Origin of the sequence: Stenotrophomonas sp. GbtcB23, assembly GCF_019091045.1 — a bacterium.
GTDB classification, from domain to species: Bacteria; Pseudomonadota; Gammaproteobacteria; order Xanthomonadales; family Xanthomonadaceae; genus Stenotrophomonas; species Stenotrophomonas rhizophila_A.
Map to the genome: position 1 here is coordinate 1 of NZ_JAGXKC010000271.1, position 342 is coordinate 342.

General features: G+C 65.8%; 1 protein-coding gene. It reads left to right on the top strand.

The features are described 5' to 3' along the window. Nucleotides 1–342 (top strand): ABC transporter permease subunit (locus KVS69_RS19090; RefSeq protein ID WP_217539537.1); only part of this gene is annotated, 342 nt, incomplete at both ends.

The window sequence follows — 342 nt, forward strand, 5'->3', positions numbered from 1 at the left end:
CGTCGCTCGGCTGGCTTCCCTTCTTCATGCTAGTCTTCGGCATCGGCGAGGCGCTGAAGATCATCCTCATCGCCAAGACCTGTTTCCTGCCGCTGATGGTGAGCGCGTATGAGGGCGTCCGCAGCCGGCCGCGCAAATACGACGATGTCGCCCGGGCGCACGAACTCCCCTGGTTCGCAAGGGTCCGGCTGGTCGAGGGGCCCTCCATCCTGCCGGCGATCCTGCCCGGTCTCCGGCAGGCGCTCAGCGGGGGTTGGAAAGTCCTGATCCTGGGCGAGATGATTTCCTCCGCGGCGGGTCTCGGCTACCTGATGATGTGGGGTCGCAAGGCCTTCCAGCTCG